Consider the following 20,550-nt stretch of genomic DNA (forward strand, 5'->3'; position numbering starts at 1 on the left):
CGCCGCCCGGACCCGGCTCAGGCGCGCGTGGCCCGGGCGAGCGCCTGACGCACCCGCTTCTCGGAGACTGAGACCGCCGTGCCCAGCTCCTGGGCGAAGAACGAGACGCGCAGTTCCTCGATGAGCCAGCGCACCCGCTCCAGCTCGGCGGGCACGGGCGTGCCCGCGAACCGGGCGCGGTGGGCCGCGACGGCGGCGTCGAACTCGTCCTCGAGCCCCTGCACCACCGCCATGTGCTGCCCGTCGCGCTGCAGGTGGCCGCCCGCGTCCAGCCGGTCCAGGCGCGTCAGCATGCCCTGCAGGTAGCGCGGCAGGTGCTGCAGCCGCTCCCATCCCGTGGCGGCCACGAAGCCGGGGAACACGAGCTGCTCGAGGTGCGCCTTCACGTCCGACAGCGCCGACGCGAGGGCGGGCGAGACCGAGCCCTTGAGACGGCGTCGCACCTGCGCGGCCCGGGAGAGCACCTGCTCCACCAGGGACGTGACGGCGAAGACCGTGTCGATCAGGTCGGCCCGCACCCGGTCGAACAGGGCGCGGAACGCGGCTTCGTCGAACGGCAGCTCGTCCCCGACGAGACGGTCGACGGCGGCCTGCGTGCAGTCCGCGACGAGGGAGTCCACCGAGCCGTGCGGGTTCTGGGTGAAGGTGAGCTTCTCCCGGTTGTCCAGGTGGTCCAGCACGTAGCGCTGGGGGCTGGGCAGGGTGGCCAGCAGCAGCCGGATCACCCCGGCCCGGTGCCAGGCCGCCTGGTCGTCCGCGGACCGGGCCACGGTCAGGCCGGCCGCGGGGCCGCCGTCGGGCGTGGTCTCGGGCACCAGGCTCGGGTAGCCCGTGATGGCGGGGCCGCGCGCCCCGGCCGCGGTGGAGACGGTCTTCGGCACCGTGCCGATGCTCCACGAGGTCAACCCGTGCCGCTCCTCGAAGGCCGGCGTCGCGTCGGACCGCCCGGGGCCCTCCGGGCGACGGCGTCCCTCGGCCCCGGCCCGCGCGTCGGTCTGGGCCCGGCCGCCGCGGCCCGTGCCGCGCGGCCCCGGCCGGGCCGAGGCGGGGTCGTCGGTGCCGGCGAGCCGGGCGGCGATCGCGGAGCGGTTGGCCTGCGCGAGCCGGGCCTGCAGCGCGGGCAGGTCCTGGCCGGCGCCCATCACGGCGCCGCGGGCGTCCACGACGCGGTAGTCCATCCGCAGGTGCAGGGGCACCGCGTCCAGGGCCCACAGTCCGGGCTCCACCACCACGCCGCGCACCCGGCGCACGGCCGCGGACAGCGCGTCCGGCAGCTCGTCCCGCAGCGGGTCGGCGTGGGCCTCGAGGTCCGCGACGAGCTGCTGGGCCACGTCCGGGGCGGGCACGAGGTTCTTGCGCACGGCCTTGGGCAACGCCTTGATGAGGGCGGTGACGAGCTCGACCCGCAGGCCGGGGACCAGCCACGCGAAGGGGCCGGGGGAGACCTGGTTGAGCAGCAGGATCGGCACGGCCACGGTCACGCCGTCGGTGCCGGCCGCGCCGGTCGGGTCGAACGTGTACTCGAGGTCGAGCTCCACGTCGCCGCCGGGCATCGGATACGTGAACGTGGTGGGGAACGCGTCGGTGTCCAGGTCCTCGGCGTCGGCGGTGAGCAGGGCGGCGACGTCGAGGTCCAGCAGGTCCGGCTGCTCCTGGCGGGCCTTCTTCCACCACGCGTCGAAGTGCCGCTCGGAGACGACGTCTCCCGGGATCCGCGCGTCGTAGAAGGCGAACAGGTCCTCGTCCCCGATCCGCAGGTCGCGGCGGCGCAGGCGCGTCTCGAGTGCGTCGACCTCCTCGAGCGCGGCCCGGTTGCGGGCGAAGAACCGGTGGCGCGTGCGCCAGTCGCCCTCCACGAGGGCGTGCCGGATGAACAGCTCGCGGGAGAGCTCCGGGTCGATCCGGCCATACCGGACCGAGCGGTCCGGGATCAGGGTGACGCCGAACAGCGTCACCTTCTCACGCGCGACGACGGAGCCCGCCCGCCGCGACCAGTGCGGCTCGTTGTAGGCCCGCTTGACGAGGTGGCCGGCGACCTCCTCGGCCCACTCCGGCTCGATCCGGGCCACCGTGCGCGCCCACAGCCGCGAGGTCTCCACGAGCTCGGCGGCCATGACGAACGGGTGGCGCTTCTTGAACAGGGCGGAGCCGGGGAACACGGCGAAGCGGGTGCCGCGGGCGCCCGCGTACTCGCGACGGCGCTCGTCATAGGCACCGATCTGCGAGAGCAGACCCGTGAGCAGGGACTTGTGCACCGCCTCGTGCCGGCCCACCGGGTCCACGGGTCCGGCCTCGACGGTGAGGCCCACGTCCTTGGTGAGCTGGCGCAGCTGGCGCACCAGGTCCTGCCACTCCTGCACGCGCAGCCAGTTGATGTGCTCCCGGCGGCACAGCTTCCGGAACTGGGAGCCGGAGAGCTCCTGCTGCCGTTCGCGCAGGTACGCCCACAGGTTCAGGATCGCGGAGAAGTCCGAGTTCTCGTCCGCGAACCGGCGGTGCAGCTCGTCCGCGGCCTCACGCTGCTCCGTGGGGCGCTCGCGGGGGTCCTGGATGGTCAGGGCCGCGGCGATCACCATGACCTCCCGGACGCAGCCGCGCTCACCGGCCTCGAGGATCATGCGACCCAGCCGCGGGTCCACCGGCAGCCGGGCCAGACGGCGTCCGACCCGGGTGATGGTGCCCGCGCGGGCGCCACCGGCCTCGAGCGCGCCGAGCTCGGTGAGCGTGGCGGCGCCGTCGGTGACCTGACGGCCGTCCGGCGGCTGGACGAAGGGGAACTCCTTGACGTCGCCCGGGGTGCGGGCCACGCCGAGGGAGAGCATCTGCAGGATCACCGAGGCCAGGGAGGTGCGCAGGATCTCGGGGTCCGTGAACTCGGGGCGGGAGAGGTAGTCCTCCTCCGAGTACAGGCGGATCGCGATGCCGTCCGAGGTGCGGCCGGACCGGCCCGCGCGCTGGTTCGCGCTGGCCTGGGAGACACGCTCGATCGGCAGGCGCTGCACCTTGGTGCGGTGCGAGTAGCGCGAGATGCGGGCGGTGCCCGTGTCGATCACGTACTTGATGCCCGGCACGGTCAGGGACGTCTCGGCGACGTTCGTGGCCAGCACGATCCGCCGGCGCACCCCGGCCCCGGCGCGGCCGAACACGCGGTGCTGCTCCGCCATGGACAGGCGGCCGAACAGCGGCAGGATCTCCGTGCCGGCCAGGCGCGTGGTGCCGGCGACGACGCCGGTCAGGTGGTCCGCGGCCTCGCGGATCTCCCGCTCGCCCGGCAGGAACACGAGGATGTCACCCGGCGGCTCGGCGGCCAGCTCGAGGACGGCGTCGCCGATCGCGTCGAGGGGGTCGCGGGTCTCGGCGGCGTCGTCCGCATCGTCCTCGGGGTCGTCCGGGGAGGGCTCCTCGGTCAGCGGCCGGTAGCGGATCTCGACGGGGTAGGTGCGCCCCGAGACCTCGATGATCGGCGCCGGGACCACGCGGCCGCCGTCGTCGGCCTCCACCGCGTCCGCATGGTCCTCGCCCGCGGCCAGCGATCGGCCGAAGTGCCGGGCGAAGCGCTCCGGGTCGATGGTGGCCGAGGTGATGATCACCTTCAGGTCCGGGCGCTGGGGCAGCAGGTTGCGCAGGTAGCCCAGGAGGAAGTCGATGTTGAGGCTGCGCTCGTGGGCCTCGTCCACGATGATCACGGAGTAGCGGCGCAGCTGCGGGTCGTGGGGGATCTCGGCCAGCAGGATGCCGTCCGTCATGACCTTGACCCGGGTGGCCTTCGAGGTCTGCGCCGTGAAGCGGACCTGGTAGCCGACCGTCTGCCCGATCTCCTCGCCCAGCTCCTGCGCGATGCGTTCGGCCACGGAGCGGGCGGCGATGCGCCGGGGCTGGGTGTGGCCGATCGAGCCGGCCTCCCCGAGCCCGAGGGCCAGGCACATCTTCGGCAGCTGCGTGGTCTTGCCCGAGCCGGTCTCGCCCGCGACGATCACCACCTGGTGGTCGCGGATCGCGGCCATGATCTCCTCGCGACGCTCCGCCACCGGCAGGTGTTCGGGGAACGTGATCGCGACGGCGTCGTGGGGCGTCGCCGACGGCTGCGCGGCGGGCGTGGAGGGCGGGGGAGTCTGCGTCATGACGGCCTCCATCCTAGGCGCGCGGGGGCCCGGGCCGACCCGGACGGGGCGAATCTGGGACGGACCTGGGACCGGGGCTGAGAGTCCGGATGTGATTCTCTGGAGCCCATGGACACGAACACCGTCTTCCTGTTAGCGGCGATCGGCCTCTATTTCCTCGCGATGATCGCGATCGGCCTGTACGCCTCCCGCAAGAACACCGACCTCGACGACTACATGCTCGCCGGACGCGACATGAAGCCGTCCGTCGCGGCGCTCTCCGCGGGTGCGTCCGACATGTCCGGCTGGCTCCTGATGGGCCTGCCCGGCGCGATCTACGCCGCGGGCCTGGTCGAGGGCTGGATGGCGGTCGGCCTGACCGTGGGCGCGTGGGTGAACTGGCGCGTGGTCGCCCCCCGCCTGCGCTCCTACACCGAGGTGGCCGGGAACTCGATCACGATCCCGTCCTTCCTCGAGAACCGATTCAAGGACCGCACGCACATCCTGCGGATCGTGGCCGGCCTGATCATCCTCGTGTTCTTCACCTTCTACGTGTCCTCGGGCATGGTGGCCGGCGGCAAGTTCGTCGAGTCCACCTTCGGCCCCGACTCCTTCTACGCCCAGGGCATCAGCATCAACTACCTCACCGGCATGCTCGTGGTCGCGGGCATCACGGTGCTCTACACCCTGTTCGGCGGCTTCCTCGGCGCCTCGCTGACGGACGTGGCCCAGGGCATCCTCATGTTCCTCTCCCTGCTGGCCGTCCCCATCGTCGTGATCCTGACCATGGGCGGCTGGGACGCCGTCGTCGAGGGCATCCGCGCCGCCGACGCCGCCGGCGGCGGAGTGAACCACTTCTCGATGTTCGAGAACGCGACGCTGATCGGCGTCCTGTCCTCCCTCGCCTGGGGCCTGGGCTACTTCGGCCAGCCGCACATCATCGTCCGCTTCATGGCCCTGCGCACCCCGCACGACGCGGCCGTCGCCCGGCGCGTCGGCATCGGCTGGATGGCGCTGTCGGTGTTCGGCGCCGTGATGGTGGCCCTCGTGGGCATCGCCTACTTCCAGGCCAACCCCGGCACCACGCTCGAGGACCCGGAGACCGTGTTCCTCGTGCTGGCCTCGATCATGTTCCACCCGTTCGTGGCCGGCCTGGTGCTGGCCGCCGTCCTCGCCGCGATCATGTCCACGCTCTCCTCGCAGCTGATCGTGTGCTCCTCCGCCCTGGTGGAGGACCTCTACATGCTGCGCGGGCGCACCGGGTCCCCGACGTTCACCCTGTGGCTCGGCCGCATCGGCGTGCTGGTGGTGGCGCTCGTGGCGGGTCTGCTCGCCCTCAACCCGGACTCCTCCGTGCTCGAGCTCGTCTCCTTCGCGTGGGCCGGCTTCGGCGCCGCCTTCGGCCCCGTGATCCTGCTCGCCCTGTACTGGCCGCGGTTCACCTCGTGGGGGGCGATGGCCGCGATGGTCACCGGCGCCGCCGTCGCCTGGGCGTGGTCCGAGGCCAGTGCCGAGACGTGGGAGTGGTTCGGCCTGTACGAGCTGCTGCCGGGCTTCGTCGCCGCCTTCGTGGTGGGTGTGGTGGTGTCCCTCGTGACCCAGCGCTCGCGCCGGGTGCAGCGGCGGATCGACGCCGAGTTCACCGGCGCGATCGACATCGTGGCCGGCCGCGAGCCGCACCCGGACGTGGCCCCGGCCGCCATGACGCGGGACGCCGCCGGGGGCTCGACCGCAGCCGCCGCGGACCCGCGCGCGCAGGCCTGAGGCTGTTCCTCGCGATCCGTCCGCCGAGGGCCGTTCTCGACCACCTCGAGCCGGCCCTCGCCGGCGTCCGGGACCGGGCCGGACGCGCGCCGCGCTGGACCGAGCCGGAGCAGCGGCACCTGACGCTGGCGTTCCACCCGGAGGTGCCCGCCGGCGCCGTGGACGACGTCGTCGCCGACGCCGGCCGCCGTGCTGCTGGCCGAGGCCGTGCACGCGCTCGCCGTGTACCGGAGGGCCGGCCGGAGCGGGAGACCCGCCCGGCCGACCCGGCCCGGGGTCAGCCCTCCAGGGGGCCCTGCACCGCGTACAGGCGCTTGTTGGCGAACTCGTCCACGGCCATGGGGCCGAGCTCGCGGCCGAAGCCCGAGCGCTTCACGCCGCCGAAGGGCAGGTTCGCGCCGGCGGCGGAGGCGAGGTTCACGTTCGCCATGCCCACCTCGAGCTGGCCGGCCACGCGCTTGGCCTCGTCCAGGTCCGTGGAGAACACGGCGCCGCCGAGACCGTACTGGGAGTCGTTGGCCAGGGCCACGGCCTCCTCGGCCGAGGACACCTTGTAGACCACGGCGGCCATGCCGAACAGCTCCTGCGTGTAGGCGGGGTTCTCCTGGTCCACGTCCGTGATCACGGCCGGGGAGACGTAGAACCCCTCGCCCTCGGGGCCGGAGACACGCTCGCCGCCCACGTGGACGGTGGCGCCGGCCTCCTTGGCCGCGGCGATCTGCTCGGTGAGCCCGTCGGCCGCGGACTCGGAGGACAGCGGACCATAGACGTCGGCCTCACGCGAGGTCGGGTCGCCGGGCTTCATCGCCGAGGAGCGCTGGACCAGCTCGTCCACGAAGTCGTCGTAGATGTCCTCCATGACGATCATGCGCTTGTTCGAGTTGCAGGCCTGGCCCCAGTTGCCCATCCGGGTGGCCAGCGCGTCGCGGGCGGCGGCGCGGGCGTCCGGCGCGGAGAGCACGATGTACGGATCGGAGCCGCCGAGCTCGAGGACGACCTTCTTGAGGTGCCGGCCGGCCTGCTCGGCGACGGAGGCGCCGGCCCGCTCCGAACCGGTGAGGGACACGCCCTGCACGCGCGGATCGGCGATGATCGTGGAGATCTGGTCGTGGGTGGCGAACAGGTTCTGGTACACGCCCTCCGGCAGGCCGGCCTCGGTGAAGAGCTCCTGCAGCAGCTGCGCCACCTGCGGGTTGATCTCGGAGTGCTTGAGCAGGATGGTGTTGCCGAGCACGAGGTTCGGCGCCACGAAACGGGCCACCTGGTACACCGGGAAGTTCCACGGCATGATCCCCAGCAGTGGGCCGATCGGCAGCCTCTGGACGAACGCCTCCTGCCCGGAGAACTGCTTGATCGGCTGGTCCGCGAGCAGCTCCTCGGCCTCGTCCGCGTAGTACCCGAAGATCTGGGCGCCGTAGCGCACCTCGCCGACGGCCGCGCCGAGGGACTTGCCCATCTCCGTGGTGATCAGCGCGGCGATGTCCTTGGCGCGCTCGGCCAGCAGCTCGGAGATCCGCTTCACGACGGCGGCGCGCTCGGCCACCGACTTCTGGGACCACTGCTCGTAGGCGGCCTGCGAGGCGTCGAGGGCGTCGGCGATCTGCTGATCCGTGGCGTTGTCGAAGGACTTCAGCAGCTCCCCGGTGGCCGGGTTGATCGTGCGGTAGCCCTGAGAGGCGGAGGTGGTGGTCATCAGTCGTCACCCTTTCGTGTGGACGTCCTGCGTTGAGCTCTCCATCCTGCCGGAGGCCCCCGTTCACTCCCAGATCCCGGACGCCCCTCTTCGCCACGAGCCGAGAAGGTGGGTGTCCACGACTCCGGCGGCCTCCAGCAGGGCGAAGCACGTGGTCGGCCCCACGAATCGGCAGCCGTGCGCCTTCAGCGCCCTCGCGAGCGCGCGCGACTCGTCGGAGGTCGAGGGGACCTGCGCCACCGTCTCCGGCCGTGGGGTCGCGGCAGGCTGGTGAGCCCAGACCAGCCCTGGCAGGCCGCGGGCCGGCCGGTCGCCGTCGCCGTGCCAGGCGGGGCCCGCGCCGGGGGAGCCCGGGTGCAGCGGGGCGAACCGCTCGCCGCGCATCCCGACGACGGCCCGTGCGTTCGCGATCGCGGCCTCGATCTTGCGCCGGTTCCGGATGATGCCGGGGTCCACCAGCAGCACCTCGACCTCCGCGTCCCCGAACGCCGCGACGGCGTCCGGGTCGAAGCCCGTGAACACCTGCCGGAACCGGGGCCGCTTGGCCAGGACGGTCTGCCAGCTCAGGCCCGACTGGAACGCCTCGAGCACGAGGCGCTCGAACAGGCCCTGCTCGTCCGTGACGGGCAGGCCCCACTCCGTGTCGTAGTACTCCCGCAGCAGCGGATCCCGTGCCGCCCACGACGGGCGGGCTCGCCCGTCCTCACCCACGACGACGCCACTCGGCGGCGCCTGTCGCCCACCCGTCGGTGGATCCTCGGCGGGGGTGGAGACGGGGGTGGGGAGGCCGTCGTCGGCGTGGTGCGCGCTCATGCACCCGAGCCTAGGAGCGGCCCCGGACATCCGGAGCCGGAACGCGACGCCCGGGGACGCCACGCCGTCTGCGGACACCTGTGCAGGAGGCACGGCCGGACCTCGTCACTCGAGCCGCCCGGCCCGCAGCCGCCACGTGTGGTCGCACCGGGCGGCCACGGCGGGGTCGTGCGTGACGATCACGATCGCCCGCCCCGGCTGGGACATGGAGCGGAAGAGTCCCATCACCTCGTGGGTGCGCTCCTCGTCCAGGGCGCCCGTCGGCTCGTCGGCGAGCAGCAGTGAGGGCCCCATGATCACGGCCCGGGCGACGGCCACGCGCTGGCGCTCGCCGCCGGAGAGCCGGCCGACGGGGTGGCGGAGACGGTCTCCGAGCCCGAGGCGCGTCAGAAGCTCGGCGGCCATGGTGCGGCGCTCGCGTTTCGCCGGGCGCGGCCGCGCGTAGAGCAGCGGCAGGGCCGCGTTGTCCACGGCGGTCGCCCGATCGATGAGCAGATGGTCCTGGAGCACGATGCCGCACGTCCGGTTCCGGTAGGCGTCGCCGTCGGACGACCACGGTGCCGGCAGACTCCGCCCAGCCACACGGATGCTGCCGGCGTCCGGTGTGTCAAGGCAGGCGAGGAGCCGCAGCAGGGTGGACTTGCCGGACCCGGAGGGTCCCATGATCGCGTGGACGCCGCCCTCGGGGACCTGGAGTGAGACGCCGCGGAGCACGGGGACATCCCCGGCGGGGCCGCGGTAGGAGCGGTGCACGTCGTGCACGGTGAGCAGGGACATCACACGGTCCTTTCGACGAGTGCCGCCGTGCGGACGGCCCGGTGCAGCTGGCGGAGGGGATGGCGGGTGCATGCGGCGGCGATCGCCAGGACGAGCGCCAGCCCGACCACGACGACGGCAGGTGCCGGACGCAGCCCGCCCGCGTCCGAGGCGATGCCGAGGCCGAGCAACGATCCGAGCACGGCCGGAATGCCCCATACCGCGGCCACGGATGTGGCGATCCGGAGCCGGATCAGTCGTCTGGGCGCCCCGACCGTCAGGTGCGCCAGCCACGTGGGCGTGAGCCGACGGGTCATGGTCGTCAGGAGGCTCACCACCGTCACGACGGCGCTGGCGAGCCCGGCGGTGTAGGCGGTGACCATGAGCGCGGCACCGCGGGCTTCTCGGGCGATCGGAGACCTGGCCGAGGCGATCGAGGCCAACTCGGCGACCACGCCCGTCTCGTCCTCGAGGACGTCGAGTGCCGCTCTCACCTCGGAGGCCGCGTCCTGGCGTGCCACGACGGAACCGTAGACCGCCGCGAGCTGGGCCGGTTCGATCAGGCCGGCCATGGTCGTCGTGCTGGTGACGATGACGGGCGACTCACCCAGGGGCCAGAGGGATCCGTCGGCCCGCGGCGCGGCCGCGTCCCCGGGGAGTGGGCCGGCATAGCTGTGGGGTGTGGACCCCACATACACGGTGCCGCCCGGCCCCCCGGAGGTGATCGCGGCGGGAGCGAAGTACACACCCTCGGCGGGACTGACGGCAGCGGTGGCGCCGAACTCCCGGGCCAGACCAGGCGTGGCGATGACCGCCCCCTGCAGCCGGGGGTCCTCGATTCCGATGGCGTCCGTCACGAGAAAGGCACGGGGGTCGACTCCGTCGACATGGGCGGCGAAAGCCCGGGAGACGGTGTCGACGGCGCGGGGGCGGAGGTCGGTCGTGACGGCGGGGTCCAGAATCCTGGCTGTCACCAGGCCCGAGGACTCGGCGTCCTCGAGCACCTCGAGCGCCGTGGTCACCCCGCCGGCGACGCCCAGGGCCAGTCCGAACACGATCGACGCCACGGTCGTGTGCAGCAGGGACAGGAACAGCAGTCCGGGCGTGTCGAACAGGTCGCGGAGGCCGTCCGCAACGGCCCGCATGGCTGCCATCATGCGTGTGCCCTTCGGACCCAGAGGGTGGACAGGGTCGTGCCGAGGATGAGGATGGCGTCCACGACGAGCACGGCGGACCAGAGGAGAGCGGTGTCCCCCGTGAGCCCGATCTCCGCGTCCCACCGGGGCCATGCCACGAGCCAGACTCCGCCGGCACTCGCGGCGGCGGTCGCCCAGGCGAGCATGGCGGGCCGGACACCGAGCCGGGCCGCTCGCAGTGGGGAGGCACCGACGAGGCGGTGCGAGGTAACGGCAGGGAGCAGTCGACTGCGCAGGGTCGTGCGCCAGACGACCTGTGCGCCCAGCAGGGCGAAGCCGGCGAGCACGGCGAGCAGGGGCACATGGAGACTGCGTCGCATCGCTGCCTCCCACGGCGGCGGGAGCGGGACGACGTCGACGACGACACCGGCCCGCCGCAGCGATTGGACGAGCTCGCCGAGCTGGGCCGGTGATCCGCCGATCACACCTGTCAGGGACGAACTGTCGGGTGTTAGGAACGGGACCAGGAGGTCTGCTTCGGCGGCGCGATCCGGCGCGGAGGAGAGGTCTCGGACGACGACCCGATCGACGTCCGGCCAGCTCAGCTCGCCCGCAGCGGCACGTGCGGCGAAGGGGGAGGTGCTGGGGACGACCGCGGTCGGGGCGACGCCGTCCGGGAGCACGCCCAGAGCAGGTCGGCCGGCGAGGGCCGTCACGTGGGGGTTCGTGGAGGTGGCCGCGGAGCCGGAGTCCGGGCCCGTCAGCGACGTCCGGATCATGGGCCAGGCCTCGCTAGCGGGGAATGCCGAGATCTCGTACACCGTGCCGTCCATGCGCCAGCGGTCCTCCTTCTCCACCCCGACGTAGGACGCGAGGAGCGCTGCTGTTCCGAGCGTGATCAGGAGCAGGAGGAACCGCGAGGCGAACAACCGTGTCACGGGCGGCGACCGGGAGAGCGCGTCACGGTCGAATGGGTGGTCACCTAACCTCAACCTCCACGACGCGGTCCACCGGAATGCTGACGGCACCCACGGGTGCACGGTTCAGGCTGTCGGTCATGCGAGTTCTCGGCGCCGTGAATGAAAGAGCGACTTTGTCCATGGCGGTTCCCTCCACAGGGCCCTCGCGGGCGAATGTGACACACATTACAGATGTCAAAACGGACGCTAGGACGTGTGTGTGTGTGTCAAGGGCTCACTCGCACCCTTCCCTCTGGCCACCTCAGGGCCGGTCTCAGTCGCCCCAGCAGGTCCTCCCAGAATCTCCTTCCATGCGGCCGCCTCCTTCGGGGAAGCGGCCCTGGACTGCGTGGCGGTGACTGCGGCCTTCGCGGGCTTCCCGTCGGCCGGCGGACGCGCCTCCATTCCGTCCAGGGGCAGCCGGTGGCCGCCGAGATCGCGGGCAGGTTCGCACCGCGCGCGGGGGAGGTGCCCATGGCCGGCACCCTGGCCCCCGCGCCGCGGCACGGACCGCTCAGTCCCTCGCGAGCACCGCGTCCCCCTCGGGCCGGCGCAGGCTCGGCTCGGGCAGGTACACGGACCCGCCGGCGGCCCGGAACTCCGCGGACTTCGCGGCCATGCCGGCCTCGGCGATCCGCGCCTGCTCGGACGCGCCGCCGAACTCGCTGCGGATGTCCTGGCTGATGCGCATGGAGCAGAACTTCGGCCCGCACATCGAGCAGAAGTGGGCGGTCTTGGCGGGCTCGGCCGGCAGCGTCTCGTCGTGGTACTCCTCGGCGAGCTGCGGGTCCAGGCCGAGGCCGAACTGGTCGCGCCAGCGGAACTCGAAGCGCGCCTTGGACAGGGCGTCGTCGCGGTCGCGGGCGCCGGGGTGGCCCTTGGCGACGTCGGCGGCGTGCGCGGCGATCTTGTAGGTGATCACACCCGTCTTCACGTCGTCCCGGTCCGGCAGGCCCAGATGCTCCTTGGGCGTGACGTAGCAGAGCATCGCAGTGCCGTAGCGGGCGATCTCGGTGGCGCCGATGGCCGAGGTGATGTGGTCGTACGCCGGGGCGATGTCCGTGACGAGGGGGCCGAGCGTGTAGAACGGGGCGCCCTTGCACAGCTCCTGCTGGCGCTCCACGTTCTCCCGCACCAGGTGCAGCGGGATGTGGCCGGGGCCCTCCACCATGACCTGGACGTCGTGCTCCCAGGCGCGCCGCGTCAGCTCGGCGAGGGTGTCCAGCTCGGCGAACTGGGCGGCGTCGTTGGCGTCCGCCACGGAGCCCGGCCGCAGGCCGTCGCCCAGGGAGAACGCGACGTCGTAGCGCGCGAAGATCTCGCAGAGCTCCTCGTAGTTCTCGTAGAGGAAGTTCTCCTTGTGGTGGCCCAGGCACCAGCCGGCCATGATCGAGCCGCCGCGGGAGACGATGCCGGTCACGCGGTCCGCGGACAGCGGCACGTGGCGCAGCAGCACGCCGGCGTGCACGGTCATGTAGTCCACGCCCTGCTCGCACTGCTCGATCACGGTGTCGCGGAAGATCTCCCAGGTCAGCGCCTGGTGGTCGCCGCCGACCTTCTCGAGCGCCTGGTAGATCGGCACGGTGCCGATCGGCACGGGGGAGTTGCGCAGGATCCACTCGCGGGTGGTGTGGATGTCGTCGCCCGTGGACAGGTCCATCACGGTGTCCGCGCCCCAGCGGGTGGCCCACTGCAGCTTCGAGACCTCCTCGGCGATCGACGACGTCACCGCCGAGTTGCCGATGTTCGCGTTGACCTTCACGGCGAACGCCCTGCCGATGATCATCGGCTCCGACTCGGGGTGGTTCACGTTCGCCGGGATGATGGCGCGGCCGGCCGCGACCTCGGAGCGCACCAGCTCCACGTCCACGCCCTCGCGCAGGGCGACGTAGCGCATCTCCGGGGTGATCTCGCCGCGCCGGGCGTAGTGCATCTGGGTGACGCGCGCGCCCTCCTTGGCGCGCAGCGGGGCGCGGCGCCCGCCGGCCCACTCCTGCGAGGCGGCGCCGCGGCGCACGGCCGAGCGGCCGTCGTCGAGCAGGTCGCGCTCGCGGCCCTCGTACTCCTCGACGTCGCCGCGGGCGCGGATCCACTCGGCGCGCTGGGCGGGCAGGCCGCGCTCGGGCACGGAGCCCGGGCCCATGGTGCGGTAGACGGTCAGGGGCGCGTTGGGCGTGCCGTCGGGGGAGTCGTCCTGGTGGACCTCGGTGACGGGCACGCGGATGCCGTGCTCGGCGTCCTCGAGCCAGCCCAGACGGTGCGTGGGGTAGTTCTCCTCGGCGACGACCTCGGCCGTCGACTCGGCTGCGGGCAGGGGGGTGCGCTCGGACACGGACATGGCCGCGGCTCCTTCTTCCATCGCCGGAATGACCCGGACAGGTTCAGACGGTGTCCGGGCGGCGTCAGCCCGGTCTCAGCCCCGTGCCGTGGGGCTCCCGTGGGATGCGAGCGACCCTAGCACGTGCCCCGCGGGGCCTCACCGTCCGCTGTCCGGCCATGCGGCGGGCCGCTCAGGCGCGCGCCGCGCGGGCCGCCCGGCGGCGCACTGTGGTGCGCTCGACGATCCACGTCACGACCAGCATCACGATGATGACGATGCCGGCGTAGCCGAGGACGGGGTAGACGGTGCCCACGAGGTCGGAGAAGCCGACGCTCGAGAGCAGGGTGGCGGCCAGGGCCGTGACGACGGCGATGACCCAGCCCGGCACGCGGCGCATCGAGGACAGCAGGGCGATGCGCTCCACCCCGCCGTACAGGCACGAGACCGCCGTCGTGAACTGCGCCAGCAACAGGACGACCGTGTACAGCAGAGCGGCCCAGCCGCCGATCATCGCGGCCAGCTCGACCATGGGAAGCTCGGCGCGGCCGATGAGCTGGGCGTGGGCGGTCATCGCGGCCATCACCGCGCCGGCCATCACCACGAGGCCCAGGGCCCCGAGCCCGGCCCCGGCGACGAGGGAGCGGCCCGACGAGGAGCTCTCCGCACCGATCGGGGCGAGCACCGCGTAGGCCAGCTGGATGTTGAACGCCACGTACAGCACACCCGAGAGCCACCACTGGTTGATCAGCGGGGACGAGGTCACGAGCGCGGCGACGTCGTCCACCGCGGCCCCCGGGTTCGCCAACCCCCACACCGCGACGCCGACGGCGACCACGATGATCAGGGGGACCACCACGGCCTGGACGCGCACGAGGCCCGTGATGCCGGCCAGCACCGAGACCACGCAGACGGCCGCCATCACGAGCGAGCCCGCGAGCGCGGGCAGCCCGAACGCGGTGTGCACCGCCGCCCCGGCCCCGGCCAGCATGATCACCAGCGTCCCCAGCAGGGACGTGGTGATGCACAGGTCCGCGAACCAGGTGGGCACGCGCGACGTCGTGGGGTTCACGATCCGGTGGATGTCTGTGGTCCGCAGCTTCTGCGCCAGCCGCAGCACGATCACCGCGAGCAGGAAGAACAGCGCGCCGGCGATCACGAGCGCCCCCGTGCCGCCCCAGAGGCCGAAGCTCACGAAGTACTGCAGGATCTCGTTGCCCGAGGCGTACCCGGCACCGATGGTGGTGCCGATGAACGTGGCGGCGATCCCGAGCGGGGAGGTCGGCCGCAGCGGCGCCGACTCCTCGGCCCGGCAGGGGTGCGCGGGAGAGCTCTCGGTGACGTGGGACATGCGACTACATTCTCATGGGCGGGATCGGCCCGGCCCGGGCGGCCGATCCGCCCCGACGCGAAGGAGCCCCCGCATGACCCCCGCCGTCCCCCGCGTGCTCAGCATCGCCGGCTCCGACTCCGGCGGCGGCGCCGGGGTCCAGGCCGACCTGAAGACCATCGCCGCGTGGGGCGGCTACGGGATGACCGCGATCACCGCGATCACCGCCCAGAACACGCAGGGCGTGCGGGCCGTCCACCCGCTGCCGGTGGACGTGGTGCGCGCCCAGCTCGACTCCATCGCCGCCGACATCGCCATGGACGCCGTGAAGATCGGCATGCTCGGCACGGTGGAGCTCATGGGGGCCGTCGCCGGCTGGCTCGAGAAGACCCGGCCCGCCGTCGTCGTGCTGGACCCGGTCATGGTGGCCTCGAGCGGGGACGCCCTCACCGCGGTGGGCGACGACGACGGGCGCGCCGCGTGGTCCCGGCTGCTGCGGGCGGCGCACCTGGTGACCCCCAACCTGCCCGAGCTGGCCCGGCTGACCGGGCGGGACGCGACGGACTGGGACGCCGCCCTCGACGCGGCTCGGGGCCTGGCCGCCGAGCACGACGTGACGGTGCTGCTCAAGGGCGGGCACCTGGACGAGGCCGCAGCGGCGGAAGTGCCGGACGCCGTCGTGCGCGTGGACGGGGCCGTGCACGAGGTGCGCGGCCCGCGCGTGGCGACCCGCGCGTCGCACGGCACCGGCTGCACCCTCTCCTCGGCCCTGGCCACGCTGGCCGGCGCGGGCCTGAGCTGGGAGGACGCACTCGCGCGGGCCAAGCCGTGGCTGGCCGACGCGATGCGGGCGGGGGAGGCGCTCGCGGTCGGGGACGCCTCGCGGCCGACGTGGCACGGGCCCGTGGACCACGGTCACGCGCAGCGGAGCTGATGTGCGCCGGACCTCCGGGCTTCGACACGTTCGAGGCGGGAAATCCGGCGAATGCGCGCCGCGGGACGTTCCATGAGGTCGATTTCCCGCCTCGAATGCCGCTGACCCGGACCTCCCGCTCCGCTCAAGCGTCCGGGGCCGCAGAACGCGGAAGAGCCGGACCCCCGTGTCGTCACGGGGGTCCGGCTCTGTTCGCTCGTGCCCCCGGCAGGATTCGAACCTGCGGCCTTCTGCTCCGGAGGCAGACGCTCTATCCCCTGAGCTACGGAGGCGGGGGTCGCGACGCGTCGAGCGCGTTGCGGACTCGACGACTCTACACCATCAGGACGGCCCGTCCGTGACCTCCCCGCGGGGCGCGTCAGCCGGGCAGGCCCGCGCGCAGGCTCCGGGCCGCGGCCTCGGGGTCCTCGGCCTGCGTCACGGCGCGGACCACCACGATCCGTTCCGCCCCGGCCGCGCGGACCTCGGGCAGCCGGTCCGCGTCGACGCCGCCGATGGCGAACCACGGCCGCGCCCCCGCCGGGTCCTCGGCGTCCAGGCGCGCGGCGAAGGAGGGCAGCGCCAGTCCGACGGCGGCCCGGCCCGGCTTCGTGGGCGTCGCCAACACCGGCCCCGTGCAGAAGTAGTCCAGGCCGTCCTCCGCGCGGGCGGCGCGCACCTGCGCCTCGGTGTGGCATGAGCGGCCGAGCACCACGTCCGGGCCCAGCAGGGCGCGGCACTGCGCGGTGGTCAGGTCGGTCTGGCCCGTGTGGAACACGTCCACCCCGGCCAGGGCGGCGACGTCGGCGCGATCGTTGGCGGCCGAGAGCGCCCCGTGCTCCCGGGCCAGCGGGACGAGCACGACGAACGCGGCCAGCTCGACCGCCACGTCCACGGCCTTGTCCCGCACCTGGATCAGGTCCACCCCGCCGCGGAACGCCGCCGCGCAGAAGCCAGCGAACGCGGCCGCGTCGAGCGTGCCGTCCGGGCGCAGGAACCGCTGCAGGTCGGTGCAGACGTACAGCCGGGAGGCGGCGAGGCGGGCGCGGCGGCCCGCGCCGGGGCCGGTGTCGCCGTCGTCGCGGCCGGCCGCGGTCATCAGGAGCGGGTCGGGGGAGTGCATGCGCCCACTGTGGCAGACTGGCCGCAGTTCCATGGGAGCCCGGGCCGCACACGCCGGGCTGAGAGGGCCGCAGGGGCGCACCGCGCCGGCGCGGCCGACCATCACCACTCGATGCGGGTCATGCCGCCGTGAGGAGGACCGGTCCGTGCACGTGGCCGTCGTCGGGGCCGGGATCATCGGCCTCACCGCCGCCGTGCGTCTGCGCGCCGCAGGCCACGCCGTCACCCTGATCGCCCCCGAGCTGGACACCGCCGGGCGCCCGCACGCCGTGGCCGGGGCCACCCACGCCGCGGCGGGGATGCTCGCGCCGCTCGCCGAGACCCAGTTCAGCCAGGACGACCTCGCCCCGCTGCTGCAGGCCGGCTGGGAGGCCTACCCGGGCCTCGTGGACCTGCTCGCCGCCTTCACCGAGGTCGAGACGGGCTTCCTGCCGCAGGGCGCCTGGATCGTGGCCGCGGACCCCTCGGACGCCCGCGCGTGGGACCACGTGCTCGAGCACGCCTCGATCCTCGGTCGCCGGGTCGAGCCCGTCTCCGTCCGCGCGCTGCGCCGCGCCGAGCCCGCCCTGACCCCGGGCCTGGCCGCCGGCTTCGACGCCCCGGACGACCATCAGGTGGACCCGCGACGGCTCGCCGCCGCCTGCGTCGCCGCCCTGCGCGCCGAGACCGGACCCGACGGCGGCCCGCTCCCGGCCGGCGCCGGACCCGCCGCCCGATTCGTGGCCGGACGCGTCACCGCCGCCGACCCGGAGGGCGAGGGGGTGCGCCTCACGCTGGCCGACGGGGGCGTCCTCACCGCCGACGGCGCGGTCCTCGCCGCGGGCCTGGGCCATCGTGGGATCGGCGGCACGGCCACCGCCGTCGAGGTCCCGCTGCGACCCGTCCACGGCGACGTGCTGCGCCTGCGGGTGCGCCCCGAGCAGCTGCTGCCGGGGGAGTCGCACCTGATCACCCGCACCGTCCGCGGCCTCGTCCACGGGCGCCAGGTCTACCTCGTGCCCCGCGCGGACGGCACCCTCGTGGTCGGCGCCTCGGCCCGCGAGGACGGGCTGGCCGGCACCTGCGCCGGGGCCGTGCTGGACCTGCTCGCCGACGCCGCCGCGATCCTGCCCGCCGTCCGCGAGTGCGAGCTCGTCGAGATCACCACCGCCGCCCGCCCCGGCACCCCCGACGACGCCCCGCGCGTGCTCACCGTGCCCGAGGCCCCGGGCGCCGTCGTCGCCACCGGCTTCCACCGTCACGGGATCCTGCTCGCCCCCTGGGCGGCCGGGCGGATCCTCGAGCTGCTGCGCGCCCGCCTGAAGGAGATCGCATGAGCACCCTCACCCTGACCCTCAACGGAGAGCCCGCCGAGCTGGCCGTGGCCACCGTCCGCGACGTCGTCGCGCACGTCACCGGGCGCGTGGTCGGCGACGACGGCGCCGCCGCGGACGGGCGGCGGCTCGGCGTGGCCGTGGCGGTCGGCGGCGAGGTCGTGCCCCGGTCGGCCTGGGCCACCCGGGCGCTGGCCGCCGGGGACGAGGTCGACGTCGTCACCGCGGTGCAGGGGGGCTGAGCGATGGCCGAGCACTGCACCCCACCCGCCGCCTCCACGATCCCGCCGCTGCGGATCGGCGGCTACGACCTGGCCTCCCGGCTCATCATGGGCACGGGCGGCATCACCGACCTCACCGCGCTCGAGGGCGCCCTCGTCGCCTCCGGCACCACGCTCACCACCGTGGCGCTGCGCCGCTGGTCCGCGGACACCCGCGACGGCCTGGTCGCGCTGCTGGACCGCCTCGGCATCGACGTGCTGCCCAACACCGCCGGCTGCTACACCGCCCGGGACGCCGTGCTCACCGCCCGGCTCGGCCGGGAGGCGCTCGAGACCGACCTCGTGAAGGTCGAGGTCATCGCCGACGAGCGCACCCTGCTGCCCGACGTCGTCGAGACCCTCGAGGCCACCGAGCGGCTCGCCGCCGACGGCTTCACCGTCCTGGCCTACACCTCGGACGACCCCGCCATGGCGCTGCGCCTCGAGCAGGCCGGCGCCGCCGCCGTCATGCCGCTGGGCTCGCCGATCGGCTCGGGGCTGGGCATCCTCAACCGCGCACACCTGGAGCTGATCGTCTCGCGCGCCTCCGTGCCGATCGTGCTCGACGCCGGCGTGGGCACCGCCTCGGACGTCGCCCTGGCGATGGAGGCCGGCTGCGACGCCGTGCTCGCCGCCTCCGCGATCACCCGCGCCGCCGAGCCCGCCCGCATGGCCCACGCGTGCCGGCTCGCGCTCGAGGCGGGCTTCCACGCCCGCCGCGCCGGGCGCATCCCGCGCCGCGAGCACGCCCTGGCCTCCTCGCCGATGGCCGGGCGGGTCACGGCCGAGGAGGACGAGCGGTGACCGCCGCCCTGGACCCCGCCGCCCGCGAGCCCCGCGACCTCACCGCACTGTCCGACACCCAGCTGCAGCGCTTCGCCCGCCACCTGAGCCTGGACGGCTTCGGCCCCGAGGCCCAGCTGGCGCTGCTGCGCTCCCGCGTCCTCGTGGTCGGCGCCGGCGGCCTTGGCGCGCCCGTGCTGACCTACCTCGCCGCCGCGGGCGTGGGGGAGGTCCACGTGATCGACGACGACGTGGTGGACCGCTCCAACCTGCACCGCCAGGTGATCCACGCCGAGGCGGACCTCGGCCGCCCCAAGACCGCCTCCGCCGCCGCGACGATGCGCGGCCTGCACCCCGAGGTGCGCGTGGTCGAGCACCGCGAACGCCTGACCGCGGCCAACGCGCTCGAGCGGGTCGGTGCCGTGGACCTCGTGCTCGACGGCACGGACAACTACGCGACCCGCTACCTCGTGGCCGACGCGTGCGAGATCGCGGGCGTGCCCGTGGTGTGGGGCGCGATCCTGCGGTTCGCGGGGCAGGTGAGCGTGTTCGCCCCGGGCGGGCCGCTGTACCGGGACGTCTTCCCGGAGCGGCCCGAACCCGGCGAGGTGCCCTCGTGCGCGCAGGCCGGGGTGCTCGGGGTGCTGCCCGGGATCATCGGCTCCCTCATGGCAGCCGAGGCGATCAAGCTGCTCTCCGGGGTGGGCGAGCCCCTGGTCGGGCGGCTGCTCTCCGTGGACGCCCTGACGATGCGCTTCCGTGAGCTGCGGCTCGTGCCCGACCCCGAGCGGACCCCCGTGACGGACCTGTCCGCCCACGCGGACCAGGCCCCCCGCCCGGACGACGCCGGCGCCCCCGGCTCGGCGGAGGCGTGCGGCGCCGCGGGCGGGGAGATCGCCCCCGCCGCGCTGGCCGCCCTGCTCGCCGACCCCGCCCGGGCCGCGTCCCTGACCCTGCTCGACGTCCGCGAGGACTGGGAGCGCCGCCTGCGCCGGGTCGAGGTCTCCGCGGCGGTGGCCGATCGGCACGTCCCGCTCGAGGCCGTCCTCGCGGAGCCGGCGGCCCACACGCCCGGGCAGGACCGCGTCCTGGTGGTCTACTGCGCCGCCGGAGCCCGCTCGGCCCGGGCGCGAGACGCCGTCGTCGGGGCCGATCCGAGCGCCGGCGGGCGCGTCCTCTCCCTCGCCGGCGGCCTCGCCGCCTGGCCCGCCTGACCCCCCGCGCCGACGAACCCTGCGAGATGGCCCCCACCGCGGGCCGGAGGGGGCCATCTCGCAGGGTTCGTTCGCAC

The 20,550-nt window shown here is 74.0% G+C and carries 15 protein-coding genes, 1 tRNA gene and 1 pseudogene; 7 read left to right on the forward strand and 10 right to left on the reverse strand.

Going from position 1 to position 20,550, the window contains the following annotated elements; genetic code table 11:
- Positions 1–17: 17 nt before the first annotated feature.
- Positions 18–4,121: an ATP-dependent RNA helicase HrpA gene (hrpA, locus tag MLUT_RS15445; RefSeq protein WP_012750804.1), complete on the reverse strand. Its 4,104-nt coding sequence runs from the start codon at positions 4,119–4,121 to the stop codon at positions 18–20.
- 108 nt (positions 4,122–4,229) lie between these two features.
- Here hrpA and putP point away from each other — a divergent pair, with 108 nt between their 5' ends.
- Both putP and MLUT_RS23605 read left to right on the forward strand, forming a co-directional pair.
- Positions 4,230–5,864, forward strand: a complete 1,635-nt coding sequence (gene putP / locus MLUT_RS15450; RefSeq protein ID WP_010079046.1) for a sodium/proline symporter PutP — start codon at positions 4,230–4,232, stop codon at positions 5,862–5,864.
- A 14-nt stretch (positions 5,865–5,878) separates the two neighbouring features.
- A pseudogene (locus MLUT_RS23605) lies at positions 5,879–6,055 on the forward strand (2'-5' RNA ligase family protein); the annotation flags it as partial.
- Positions 6,056–6,141: 86 nt separating this feature from the next.
- On the opposite strand, the gene MLUT_RS15455 reads toward MLUT_RS23605, so the two are convergent.
- From MLUT_RS15455 to MLUT_RS15485, 7 genes are all read right to left on the reverse strand, one after another.
- Positions 6,142–7,557: an NAD-dependent succinate-semialdehyde dehydrogenase gene (locus MLUT_RS15455; RefSeq protein ID WP_010079045.1), complete on the reverse strand. Its 1,416-nt coding sequence runs from the start codon at positions 7,555–7,557 to the stop codon at positions 6,142–6,144.
- A gap of 63 nt (positions 7,558–7,620) precedes the next feature.
- The gene (locus tag MLUT_RS15460; RefSeq protein WP_010079044.1) at positions 7,621–8,370 is read right to left on the reverse strand and encodes a DNA-3-methyladenine glycosylase I; all 750 of its coding nucleotides are present in this window, start codon (positions 8,368–8,370) and stop codon (positions 7,621–7,623) included.
- Positions 8,371–8,475: 105 nt separating this feature from the next.
- Positions 8,476–9,147, reverse strand: coding sequence for an ABC transporter ATP-binding protein (locus tag MLUT_RS15465; RefSeq protein WP_010079043.1), 672 nt, complete (start codon positions 9,145–9,147; stop codon positions 8,476–8,478).
- Entirely contained in the window at positions 9,147–10,283 is a 1,137-nt protein-coding gene (locus MLUT_RS15470; RefSeq protein WP_231936582.1) for a hypothetical protein, read from the reverse strand. Before MLUT_RS15470 ends, MLUT_RS15465 begins: the two co-directional genes overlap by 1 nt.
- Positions 10,280–11,200, reverse strand: coding sequence for a hypothetical protein (locus MLUT_RS15475; protein ID WP_010079041.1), 921 nt, complete (start codon positions 11,198–11,200; stop codon positions 10,280–10,282). Before MLUT_RS15475 ends, MLUT_RS15470 begins: the two co-directional genes overlap by 4 nt.
- Before the next feature lie 535 nt (positions 11,201–11,735).
- Positions 11,736–13,559: a phosphomethylpyrimidine synthase ThiC gene (thiC, locus tag MLUT_RS15480; protein ID WP_010079040.1), complete on the reverse strand. Its 1,824-nt coding sequence runs from the start codon at positions 13,557–13,559 to the stop codon at positions 11,736–11,738.
- A 172-nt stretch (positions 13,560–13,731) separates the two neighbouring features.
- On the reverse strand, positions 13,732–14,889 hold the full coding sequence (locus MLUT_RS15485; RefSeq protein WP_010079039.1) for a YkvI family membrane protein: 1,158 nt from the start codon (positions 14,887–14,889) through the stop codon (positions 13,732–13,734).
- Positions 14,890–14,962: 73 nt separating this feature from the next.
- Between MLUT_RS15485 and thiD the strand changes: the two genes are divergently transcribed.
- Positions 14,963–15,802 (forward strand): bifunctional hydroxymethylpyrimidine kinase/phosphomethylpyrimidine kinase, encoded by an 840-nt coding sequence (gene thiD / locus MLUT_RS15490; RefSeq protein WP_012750805.1) that lies wholly within the window; start codon positions 14,963–14,965, stop codon positions 15,800–15,802.
- A 199-nt stretch (positions 15,803–16,001) separates the two neighbouring features.
- Here the strand turns inward: thiD and MLUT_RS15495 are convergent.
- Positions 16,002–16,074 (reverse strand) — tRNA-Arg (locus MLUT_RS15495).
- Positions 16,075–16,160: 86 nt separating this feature from the next.
- A complete protein-coding gene (gene thiE / locus MLUT_RS15500) occupies positions 16,161–16,904 on the reverse strand; it encodes a thiamine phosphate synthase (protein ID WP_010079037.1) in 744 nt (247 codons plus the stop codon).
- A gap of 145 nt (positions 16,905–17,049) precedes the next feature.
- Here thiE and MLUT_RS15505 point away from each other — a divergent pair, with 145 nt between their 5' ends.
- The 4 genes from MLUT_RS15505 to MLUT_RS15520 are packed head-to-tail and all read left to right on the forward strand — an operon-like array spanning position 17,050 to position 20,473.
- Positions 17,050–18,219: an FAD-dependent oxidoreductase gene (locus MLUT_RS15505; RefSeq protein WP_010079036.1), complete on the forward strand. Its 1,170-nt coding sequence runs from the start codon at positions 17,050–17,052 to the stop codon at positions 18,217–18,219.
- The gene (thiS, locus tag MLUT_RS15510; RefSeq protein ID WP_010079035.1) at positions 18,216–18,458 is read left to right on the forward strand and encodes a sulfur carrier protein ThiS; all 243 of its coding nucleotides are present in this window, start codon (positions 18,216–18,218) and stop codon (positions 18,456–18,458) included. Before MLUT_RS15505 ends, thiS begins: the two co-directional genes overlap by 4 nt.
- A 3-nt stretch (positions 18,459–18,461) precedes the next feature.
- Complete coding sequence (locus tag MLUT_RS15515; RefSeq protein WP_010079034.1) at positions 18,462–19,280, forward strand: thiazole synthase; 819 nt, start codon at positions 18,462–18,464, stop codon at positions 19,278–19,280.
- Positions 19,277–20,473, forward strand: a complete 1,197-nt coding sequence (locus MLUT_RS15520) for a HesA/MoeB/ThiF family protein (protein WP_010079033.1) — start codon at positions 19,277–19,279, stop codon at positions 20,471–20,473. Before MLUT_RS15515 ends, MLUT_RS15520 begins: the two co-directional genes overlap by 4 nt.
- Positions 20,474–20,550: the final 77 nt, after the last annotated feature.

This window comes from Micrococcus luteus NCTC 2665 (genome assembly GCF_000023205.1).
GTDB lineage: Bacteria > Actinomycetota > Actinomycetes > Actinomycetales > Micrococcaceae > Micrococcus > Micrococcus luteus.

What these genes read in the sequence shown, in the direction of transcription:
- hrpA (WP_012750804.1), bottom strand. Translation starts at nt 4,121, where the DNA reads ATGACGCAGACTCCCCCGCCCTCCACGCCCGCCGCGCAGCCGTCGGCG.
- putP (WP_010079046.1), top strand. Translation starts at nt 4,230, where the DNA reads ATGGACACGAACACCGTCTTCCTGTTAGCGGCGATCGGCCTCTATTTC.
- MLUT_RS15455 (WP_010079045.1), bottom strand. Translation starts at nt 7,557, where the DNA reads ATGACCACCACCTCCGCCTCTCAGGGCTACCGCACGATCAACCCGGCC.
- MLUT_RS15460 (WP_010079044.1), bottom strand. Translation starts at nt 8,370, where the DNA reads ATGAGCGCGCACCACGCCGACGACGGCCTCCCCACCCCCGTCTCCACC.
- MLUT_RS15465 (WP_010079043.1), bottom strand. Translation starts at nt 9,147, where the DNA reads ATGTCCCTGCTCACCGTGCACGACGTGCACCGCTCCTACCGCGGCCCC.
- MLUT_RS15470 (WP_231936582.1), bottom strand. Translation starts at nt 10,283, where the DNA reads ATGATGGCAGCCATGCGGGCCGTTGCGGACGGCCTCCGCGACCTGTTC.
- thiC (WP_010079040.1), bottom strand. Translation starts at nt 13,559, where the DNA reads ATGTCCGTGTCCGAGCGCACCCCCCTGCCCGCAGCCGAGTCGACGGCC.
- MLUT_RS15485 (WP_010079039.1), bottom strand. Translation starts at nt 14,889, where the DNA reads ATGTCCCACGTCACCGAGAGCTCTCCCGCGCACCCCTGCCGGGCCGAG.
- thiD (WP_012750805.1), top strand. Translation starts at nt 14,963, where the DNA reads ATGACCCCCGCCGTCCCCCGCGTGCTCAGCATCGCCGGCTCCGACTCC.
- thiE (WP_010079037.1), bottom strand. Translation starts at nt 16,904, where the DNA reads ATGCACTCCCCCGACCCGCTCCTGATGACCGCGGCCGGCCGCGACGAC.
- thiS (WP_010079035.1), top strand. Translation starts at nt 18,216, where the DNA reads ATGAGCACCCTCACCCTGACCCTCAACGGAGAGCCCGCCGAGCTGGCC.
- MLUT_RS15515 (WP_010079034.1), top strand. Translation starts at nt 18,462, where the DNA reads ATGGCCGAGCACTGCACCCCACCCGCCGCCTCCACGATCCCGCCGCTG.